Genomic DNA, 9,390 nt, shown 5'->3' with positions numbered 1-9,390 from the left:
TTCTGATATAATTTGATTCATAAGAAGACCTCTTTCTCTAGCGTTGTCGTTATCTCTAGATTAAGGGTCTTCTTTCTTTTTGTCTAGGTCGAATTTCCCCTCTTCCGACATTAATTTTACACATAGCCTCGTTTGTGATAAAATAAAAGGTGAAAGGATGTGACCCATATGGCATATCAGCAGCGTCCTGATTTTTCACAGAAACAGAAGCAAACTTATATCCCTAACCTGGTTCAGAATGTTCAGCTGCTTCAGCTTAACCGGCTGGAACTTTCTGCCTTTCTGAATGAACTGGTCATAGGTAATCCGCTTATCGATGTTCCTGAATCCGAACAGCAGCTTGTCCAGCGTGCGCTGAAAACCAGCTCATCTGTTATAGAAGAAACAGCTGCTCACAGACAGTCTCTTTATGATCATTTAAAAGAACAGGTCGAAATGCTCTATCGTCCCACTTATTTAAGAGAATTGATTTTCTGGTGGATCAACCAGCTTGATCATAGAGGATACGTGACTGCAACTGTCGAAGAAGCCGTAGAAGAAACTGGGTCCACTGCTGTTGAACTGGTAGATGCCCTCACTTTGCTGCAGCAGCTTGATCCTGCTGGTATAGGTGCACGTTCACTGAAAGAATGTCTGATGCTTCAGACCGAACGACTGGATTTTTCTCCAGCAACAGCCTATATCATACTGGAAGAAAATTTTGAACGGCTTACAGAGAAGAAATGGAAGGAACTAGCCGATATCTACTCTATCTCTGAGTCCGAGGTCCAGGAGGTACTGAAATTTGTACAGAAGCTCACCCCCTCTCCTGCAGAAGGATTTCAGACTAGCTATACACCTTTTATTCTTCCAGAGCTGGCTGTATCTGTAAACGATGAAGAAGTGAGCGTAGCTGAAACGAAATACAAGACACCACTGCTTACATTCAATACGGCCTATTTTGAAGAACTGAAGCACCAGGATGACAGAACCGTTCTTAAGTATATAGGAGAAAAGAAGAAGGAGTATGATATCCTTCAGGCTGGACTTGAAAAAAGGAAAGAAACGATTTTAAGAGTCGGTACCGCTATCGCCCGTCACCAGGCAGGTTTCTTCCGCAATCCTGATAATGGCCTGTCTTCTCTCCAGCTGAACGATCTGGCTCAGGAACTTCAGCTGAATGAATCCACTGTAAGCCGGGCAGTAAGGGAATCTTATATTCAGACACCTTCCGGCACTTACGAACTGAAATCGTTTCTATCCAGAAGGACATCAGGTGGTGATTCACAGGACCAGCTGGAAAAGCAGATCCGAGAACTGATTGATCAAGAAGATAAAACAAACCCACTATCTGATCAGAAACTATCGGATAAACTGGCTGAATCCGGTATGCAGTTATCAAGAAGAGGTGTGACCAAGTACCGTAAAAGCCTGTCGATCCCTGCTTCTACTCAACGGAAAGTCAGAAAATGAGTGGGACCTTCGAATTTATAGATTTTCATACAAAAACAGCTGAGCCTCTATAATATAGAGCTCAGCTGTTTTGATATATTATTGATTATCCAAGTAGTCCTACAACATAACCTAATGTTCCAAGTACGAACAGTCCGGCGATGATTGTGATCGGGCTGACTTTACGACGTAACAACCATACGCACGCTAGAGTCAGCATAAGTGGTGCAATACCTGGAAGCAGTTCATCCAGTGTGTTCTGCAGTGTAGTCACTTCAACTGGAGTGATGCTCAGTCCAGATTGAATTTCCTGAACGACACCGCGGAGCATGTCTCCGGACAAAACACCCTCGTTTGCTGCTTCAGCTACTGCTCCGAAGTTCACCATTTCATCAGCTGGTACATCTACTCGACTCATAACCAGTGGGAAGTGCATGCTGGTCCATCTTGGAACCAGAACTCCAAGGATGAACATACCAAGTACAGATGCGCCTTGAGTCAGTTTCTGCATCAGTCCGCCGGCAAGGTTCTGAGTGATGTTACCCCCCTGTACGTATCCCAGTTCCTGTGAGTACCATAGGAAAGCCATACGGATAATGTTCCATGCCAGGAAGAAGATGATTGGTCCAAGCCAGCTTTCACTTAATGCAAGAGAAGCCGCGAATGCACCAAGTACCGGACGGATCGTTCCCCAGAAAATAGGGTCACCGACACCGGCAAGAGGGCCCATCATGCCGATTTTAACCCCTTGAATAGCGGCATTATCGATATCCTGACCGGATGCTTTCTGTTCTTCAAGAGTCAATGTCACCCCTAGTACAGGTGCTGCAAGATACGGGTGAGTATTGAAAAACTCAAGGTGACGCTTCAATGCTAATGAACGGTCTTCTTTTGATGTGTACATTTTTTTAAGTGCCGGGATCATTGCGTAAGCCCAACCGATGTTCTGCATACGCTCGAAGTTCCAAGATGCCTGCAGGAACTGACTTCTCCAAAACACGTGTAAACGGTCTCGTTTAGATAATTTGAATTTGCTTTCTTCAGCCATATTTCATCAACGCTCCTTTTTAATAGTCATTCAGAATGTCATCAAGTGGATCGCCGCCGGAAGTGTTTCCGCCGCCTCCGCCGCCTTGATTGAATTCAGGTGCAAATTGAAGGTACAGAAGTGCCAGAACGACACCGATGATACCCATAGCAATCAGGTTCAGTTCGCCGATTGCTGAAAGAGCAAATCCTAAAGCGAAGAACAGCCATAGTTTTGGTGTAGCCATCATGTTGATAACCATCGCATAACCGACGGCAACGATCATTCCACCGGCAACTGCCAGTCCGCCTGTCAGCCACCCAGGGATAGCGTTCAGGGCATTTGTTACGAGTTGTGGAGATACAGCAAGAATGATAGCTGCAGGGATAGCGATACGCAGCCCCTGAATCATCAACGCTCCGATGTGATAGAATTCTACTGCTCTGAATGAACCTTCTGTTGCTTTTCTGTCGGCTGCGTGTGCGATTGCCACAGTTAATGTACGTACAAAGATAGTCAGTACCTGACCAGCGATTGCTAATGGAATAGCCAATGCGATCCCTTCTGATACGCCTGCTCCGTGATAAGTGACTAAAATAGCAGATGCTACGGATGCAAGTGCCGCATCAGGTGCTACTGCTGCCCCGATGTTCATCCAGCCTAAAGCGATAAGCTGAAGTGTTCCTCCCAGTAAAAGTCCTTGAGTAGGATTTCCTGTTGCCAAACCAATTAATGTACATGCGACGATCGGCTGATGAAACTGGAACTGGTCCAGGATTCCTTCCATTCCGGCTAAGAAAGCCACAAACACAACCAATACGATTGAAATGATGTCCATAGTTATTTTCCCTCCTTGATAGGTATCTTAATTCATGTATTTTGTTTTCTTAAGCAGGCTCCACAAATCTTTGCGCTGATCTGCTGGTACTTTTCTGACATCGAATGTCACGCCAAGATCTCTCATTTTCTTGAAAGCTTCCACGTCTTTTTCATCTACTGACAGAACATTGTTGATCATGACTTTACCTTCTGAGTGAGCCATGGATCCGACATTGACCTCTTCAATCTCCACACCACCTTCAATGACACGCAGAGCATCAGTTGGGTTCTCGAATAAGAGCAGTGCTCTTGTTTTACCGAATCGCGGATCGTTCCATACTTCGATCATTTTATCGATTGGAACAACGTTCGCTTTGATTCCTGGTGGTGAAGCCTGGGTGATCAGAGATTTACGGAGCTCATCTTTAGCTACATCATCAGAGACAACAATAATACGGGTCGGGTTGACGTCTTTAGACCAGGCAGTTGCCACTTGTCCGTGAAGCAGACGTGAGTCGATACGAGCCAGTCGGATGTCGATTTTTCCGTTACCTACTACTGTTCCTTCAGGCAATGGTTTAGACGGTTCTTCAGTTGCAGTTGCTGCTTTGCTTTCAGCTGGCTGAAGGCTTTCCGGTCTCACTTTCACGCTGTCTTTCGCTACATCGATCAGTGAAGCTGCAATATCGTGTGCTTTATCCATTGAGAAACGTGCTGTAAATGACTCGATAAGCATAGGCAGGTTCAAGCCTGCAACAATCGCCCATTTATCCTTCTTATCTTCAAACAATGTATTTGCCTGGTTAAATGGTGTACCTCCCCATAAATCGACTAGGAAGAGAATTTCGTCTGTTTCGAAAGAAGCAATGGCTTCTTCCATTTTTCTTCTAATATCATCGGGCCCTTCACTTGGAAGTAAAGTGACTGCCTTGACATTTTCCTGTTCTCCTACAATCATAGATCCTGACTGCAGAATGCCTTCAGCAAACTCGCCGTGGCTTGCTAGTATAATTCCTACCATTTATTTCCCTCCTACTACTAACGGACATGCCGTTATTTCTAATTAATCGTTTACAAAAAGTTCCCCTTTTTTAAAACTTCCATAAGCAGCTGCTTGCGGTCTGAAGGAACTTTTCTTATTTCGAGTTCGATACCCTGTTCATCAAGATACTGAAAGGCCTCAATATCCTGCTGATCAACTGAAACGAAATGTGTGACCATCTGTTTCCCCTCTGTGAATTTCATTCCACCAATATTCACTGTATCGAACGCTACCCCCTGCTTGTAAATTGTCATTACATCATTGGGGTTAGTAAACAACAGCAGAACTTTTACATCCTTCATGAGCGGATGGTCTTTAATGTCGATCAGTTTCTTTACTGAGATGACATGTGCCTTGATTTCAGGCGGAGCCGCCTGCTTTAATAATAATTTCTGAAGCGGATTTGATGCGACTTGATCACTGACAACTACGATGCGACTTATACCTGTCGACCTAGCCCATGTCGTGGCTACCTGACCGTGTATCAGACGGTCATCGATCCTTAGTAACCTGATATCCATTAACCTTTATCCTCTCCTCCTGTATATAGAGTCACTCTCCCTTCACTTAGAAATTGAGAAAAATAGTGGTGCAGCGTAGTGTTTTTCTCTTCCAATTTATATAAGCAAGAAGTGTGCCAACTTTAATTCCTTGAGAACCTTTATGTATCAACGGTTTTCCGCAACACACTAAAACGACACACTATTGATGTGTTTCAAATAGTGTGTCGCTCAGCTGTTACTCTTCAAGTAGTGTATCGATATCTTCAATCTCGCCTTCATCTTTAGTAATGAAATATAAGATATAGCTGTATTCCTCTTCAGGTATGCTGATTGCCAGATCCTTTTCCAGCATTGAGATAAGATGCTCCACTTCCTTCGTCAGACTATTCTCTACATCAAACAGGTGTGTCTCGGAAGAAGTCAGGCTATCCTGATGAATCAGCCGTTCAATGACACCTGCCATATGCAGAATCAGATTGATATGAAAGGCATAGGCTTCTGAATGATCTGTTTTGAGCTGGGCACAGCCTTTAGCAAATTTCCAAAGAGGGTCCAGCACTTTAACAGGATTTAAAAAGGTATAGTTTTCCTGCAGAAAGATCTGTATCATTTCTCTGGCCTTTGTTTCATCAGAGGCAGTATCTGTAGTGTATAAGACGGACTCACTGATTATATTTTCTATCAGCGCTTCAGAGTCTCCTTCGATGAACCGCTCTAGCGGTATAAATGGAGCTGAAAGTTTCGGATCGGCTACACCGGTCGTGGCCAGGATGGAGTAATGCTTGTTCCATTCAACTACTTTCGTATCCATATCCACTACTGAACAGGTTTTGACTTCTATAACTGCCTTGTTTCCTTGCTTGATTGGTTTTTCAATGATTTCCTTTATTTTCCTGGCGGTCCCTTCTCCAGATGCACAAATGGCTAGGATGATTGGAGGCTTGACTACCTGATTTCTTTCATTGGTGTGACCTTTCGGAAGGTGATTCGAGTAGCCACTGAATTTGAGAAGGGACTCATGCAGAAGTTCAAGGTCTGCATCCACCAGTGACGCTTTTCTTACTGCTTCGAGTACCATAGGGGTTGAGACCATATCGATCGATCTGACCAAAATGCCGGTATCCTTTTCCAGAGAAGACTCAAATGTCGCCAGCGACCCCATGTCGACCAGAAGTAGAACTCCGCTGCCCTGGTTCACATCGATCACTGCCTGTCTGATCCGCTCGTAAACGACTGTCGGCGACATATCCAGAGGCATGTCGATGGCACTCACGCCTCTTATATTTAAGAGATCTTCTGCTACACGGGCCATGCTGCTTGCAGTGGAGTTCCCATGTGTGGCAATGACCACTCCAATTTCACCAGCTGATTTTTCTTCCTTCAATGAAACGAGAAGAACGGTAAGATAATACACTTCATTTTCCGAAATAGTGACTTGGAAGACCTCACCTATTTTATCTTTGATCAGTGATGCAACCTCATACTCTTTGCTGTAGTCCATTGCCATTTCGCGTATCCTGCTGTTCATCTTCCGTTCTTCCCCACTGTTTATCTTATTGAGCAGGGAGCTGATATGAAGACTCATAGCGTAAATGAAGTTCTGCTTCATACTCACACTTAGTGACTGATTGACTAAAGCAGCCATCTGATGAGCAAATTCAATCACTTCTTTATTAACGACGTCAGCCAGCTTAGATTCTGTCTGAAGCGAAAAGCCGTGATTACGGTAAAAAGATTTTAGATGAACGTTGATATCTGTGGAGATATACTGATTGATTGATTCCTGATCCAATCCTTCTGCTTCAAGAAGCGCAGCCTTATCTCCAATGATGTCGTAAATATTATACGGCAGTTCATAAGCATCCATTTCCATTGTATAAAACGGCTCATTTGGACTGACTGTTATTTTTGCCTCAAGATAATTTGACATCTCTGTCATCTGTTGTCGGTTGGAGGATAACCCCACCAGATGTGATTGAATGCTGTCCGGAATATCCTTAACCGTCAGACTGATTTCTTCCTTGCTCAGCTGGTTCATGAAGCCTCTGGCACACACCAACTGTATCGTTGATTTGAGTTGTCCGATGTTTCCATATCCTACACTGGCAATCAGTCCTTTAACAACATCCTCTGTTAATGTGATTTTCCGTTGAATTCGATTGGCTTCAAGACCTGTCAGAAGTTTCAGCAGGTCAAGCTGCTCCACAACCGGACGCTCTTTAAATGATGGCATATGAATATTGATGGGTATACGTCTCATGAAGGTATCAAGAAAAGTTGATTTAGGATCTTCAGTTGTCGCACAGACGATCCTGACACTTGCTTCTCGGCTTTTACCTGTTTCCCCAAGTCGACTGTACTTGCCCGTATCCATGAAGTAGAAAATCATTTCCTGCCCTTCAGGTGGAAGTCTGTGGATTTCATCTAAAAAGAGCATACTGTTGTCAGCTTGCTGGATAAGCCCTTCTTTCTCGGATGCCGCACCAGTAAAGGCTCCTTTAGCATAACCGAACAAGTAACTCATCAGCAGTTCCGGATTATTCGCATAATCCGCACAGTTGAAGACGACCAGTTCTTTTTCAGGGTCGATCAGCTCATGTGATTGAGCAAATTTAAACATGGCGTGAGCAAAAAACGATTTCCCTGATCCGGTCGGACCCGTTATAAGTGTGTTGAGTCCTTTTGGTGGATAAAGAACAGCTGCCTTGGCCTGATCGACCGCATTTTTCATGCTGCCTTTTGCTCCAATAATCGACTGAAAAATATCTCTCGACTCTTTAACAGAGTAGTCAAAGACTTCCTGTGTGACACCCTTCTGTTCAGGCTTTTCTTCTTTATAGCTCGGCACGTGTACTGTCAATGGCTGGTGACGAACCGATTCGAGAGGAACAAAGCGAACTGGCCGTCCGTCTATTTTTTTAAGCTTCCCCTCTCTGACCAGAAGATTAAGGTCTTTGGAGACATTGCTTCTCAAAATATCTAACGTATCAGACACTTCTTTTGTTGTAATGCCCATCCCGTTTTCGATGTCTTTTTTTGTAAACTGATTACTAGCCGATTTGACGAACTGATATATCTTATCTTTTCTGTTCAATTCGTACGCCCCCTTATCATTGCTCTCTAAATGCTGGACTCTGGATTCTCAATTAGTATACTATAAAAACAATGATAACGATACACTATTGAACACACTTGACTGCAGCAGTCAGAATCTGGCTTTATTTAAGGTTTTATGCTATATCGCAGTGTGCTAGTGTATTCTCTTAAGTATGCTCACTAGTATGTCGTTATGACTTTGCCGAACTTAGGGTCTGCTTTTTTATACTGGGATAGCTGAGGTTCACCCGTTTACCTGCCTGTGTTTACCCTGAGCAGGCTCACTCGGCTTCTCTTATTCACTTTACCTGATCTGAGCCTGCTTCGGCACTCTCAGCTGGCTCCTGTAATCCGCTTTACAGTAATCCCCATATTTTGAAGTGCCTGACCACGTTGAAACTATCGAGTAGGAGACTAGTCATTAATTGACTAGTCGACCTCTCACACCACCGTACGTACGGTTCTCGTATACGGCGGTTCAATAACTTGAATATCTCTAACGTTCATACAGTAGTATTAAATCTTTTAATTTCTACAACTGTTCGAGCTTCTTATTTGTTATGGCACGATGTAAAGTTTTACTTCGCGAGAGCCTCCAGTAAGCCTTTCGGCTACCAGCCATTTTGAGTGCATCATCGTGTTCTATCCCCAGTTGTTTTAATTTTCTATATCGAGTGGATACTTTCTTCCATCTCTTCCAAATCAATTGTCTTAGCCGATGATTCAACCACGATTTAATTTCAATCATAAAAGATTTCATAAATCCGATTCTATAGTAATTAATCCATCCTACCGTTACACGGTTGATGTCCTTCACTATATCTTTGAAAGAGCCTGGTCGATTGCGACGAGTTAATTTTCTGAGTTTATTCCGGAATTTTTGTTTCGCCGACTTACTAGGTCGGCATCCGACTTTCCCATATTATTATGAATATGGAAACCCAAGAATTTTGATTTGCTTGGAGTAGTGATTCGGCTTTTCTCTTTGTTAACTGTTAAGCGTAATTTGTCCTCGATAAATTCCGTGATATTTTCCATAACCCGTTCGCCCGCTCGTTTACTTTTAACATAGATGACGAAGTCATCTGCGTATCGAGCGAACTTGTGACCTCTGCGTTCAAGTTCTCTGTCTAGATGATGTAAATAAACATTTGCTAACAGAGGAGATAACGGACCTCCTTGAGGAGTCCCCATATCTGTCTCGACATAGAAGTCTTGGTCCATGATGCCAGATTTTAAAAAGTTCCAAATATTTCTCAACACTATTTTATCTTGAATATAGTATTCGAGGTTATTTCTTAGTACTTGATGGTTGATTGTATCAAAGTAATTCTTCAAATCGCAATCTACTACTATCTTATAACCTTCTTCATAATAACCAATCACTCGCTCAATTGCTTGGTGAGCGTTGCGACCTTTACGAAAGCCGTAACTATATTCTGAGAAATAGGGGTCTATAATTGGGTCAATCA

At 43.3% G+C, this 9,390-nt stretch carries 7 protein-coding genes and 1 pseudogene; 1 reads left to right on the top strand and 7 read right to left on the bottom strand.

Going from position 1 to position 9,390, the window contains the following annotated elements:
• Positions 1–168 precede the first annotated feature (168 nt).
• On the top strand, positions 169–1,452 hold the full coding sequence (rpoN, locus tag ACYQ2O_RS08240; protein ID WP_459796397.1) for an RNA polymerase factor sigma-54: 1,284 nt from the start codon (positions 169–171) through the stop codon (positions 1,450–1,452).
• 85 nt (positions 1,453–1,537) lie between these two features.
• Here the strand turns inward: rpoN and ACYQ2O_RS08235 are convergent, their stop codons facing one another.
• The 7 genes and pseudogenes from ACYQ2O_RS08235 to ACYQ2O_RS08205 form a co-directional block, all read right to left on the bottom strand.
• Complete coding sequence (locus ACYQ2O_RS08235) at positions 1,538–2,479, bottom strand: PTS system mannose/fructose/sorbose family transporter subunit IID (protein WP_091266321.1); 942 nt, start codon at positions 2,477–2,479, stop codon at positions 1,538–1,540.
• A gap of 19 nt (positions 2,480–2,498) precedes the next feature.
• Positions 2,499–3,296 carry a PTS mannose/fructose/sorbose transporter subunit IIC gene (locus ACYQ2O_RS08230; protein ID WP_459770553.1) on the bottom strand — a complete coding sequence of 266 codons (798 nt, stop codon included), beginning with the start codon at positions 3,294–3,296 and terminating at the stop codon, positions 2,499–2,501.
• Between the two features lie 27 nt (positions 3,297–3,323).
• Positions 3,324–4,298: a mannose/fructose/sorbose PTS transporter subunit IIA gene (locus ACYQ2O_RS08225; protein ID WP_459796396.1), complete on the bottom strand. Its 975-nt coding sequence runs from the start codon at positions 4,296–4,298 to the stop codon at positions 3,324–3,326.
• Positions 4,299–4,348: 50 nt separating this feature from the next.
• Positions 4,349–4,840: a mannose/fructose/sorbose PTS transporter subunit IIB gene (locus ACYQ2O_RS08220; RefSeq protein ID WP_459770549.1), complete on the bottom strand. Its 492-nt coding sequence runs from the start codon at positions 4,838–4,840 to the stop codon at positions 4,349–4,351.
• 217 nt (positions 4,841–5,057) lie between these two features.
• Positions 5,058–7,916 (bottom strand): sigma 54-interacting transcriptional regulator, encoded by a 2,859-nt coding sequence (locus tag ACYQ2O_RS08215; RefSeq protein WP_459796394.1) that lies wholly within the window; start codon positions 7,914–7,916, stop codon positions 5,058–5,060.
• A 534-nt stretch (positions 7,917–8,450) separates the two neighbouring features.
• Positions 8,451–8,741 (bottom strand): annotated as a pseudogene (locus ACYQ2O_RS08210) (group II intron maturase-specific domain-containing protein); the annotation flags it as partial.
• 29 nt (positions 8,742–8,770) lie between these two features.
• Positions 8,771–9,390 (bottom strand): reverse transcriptase domain-containing protein (locus ACYQ2O_RS08205; RefSeq protein ID WP_459796393.1); only part of this gene is annotated, 620 nt, incomplete at its 5' end.

This window comes from Alkalibacterium sp. m-11, assembly GCF_054658155.1.
The sequence above is the reverse complement of the archived record's forward strand: the minus strand, read 5'-3'. Positions and strand labels throughout refer to the sequence as shown.

What these genes read in the sequence shown, in the direction of transcription:
- rpoN (WP_459796397.1), top strand. Translation starts at nt 169, where the DNA reads ATGGCATATCAGCAGCGTCCTGATTTTTCACAGAAACAGAAGCAAACT.
- ACYQ2O_RS08235 (WP_091266321.1), bottom strand. Translation starts at nt 2,479, where the DNA reads ATGGCTGAAGAAAGCAAATTCAAATTATCTAAACGAGACCGTTTACAC.
- ACYQ2O_RS08230 (WP_459770553.1), bottom strand. Translation starts at nt 3,296, where the DNA reads ATGGACATCATTTCAATCGTATTGGTTGTGTTTGTGGCTTTCTTAGCC.
- ACYQ2O_RS08225 (WP_459796396.1), bottom strand. Translation starts at nt 4,298, where the DNA reads ATGGTAGGAATTATACTAGCAAGCCACGGCGAGTTTGCTGAAGGCATT.
- ACYQ2O_RS08220 (WP_459770549.1), bottom strand. Translation starts at nt 4,840, where the DNA reads ATGGATATCAGGTTACTAAGGATCGATGACCGTCTGATACACGGTCAG.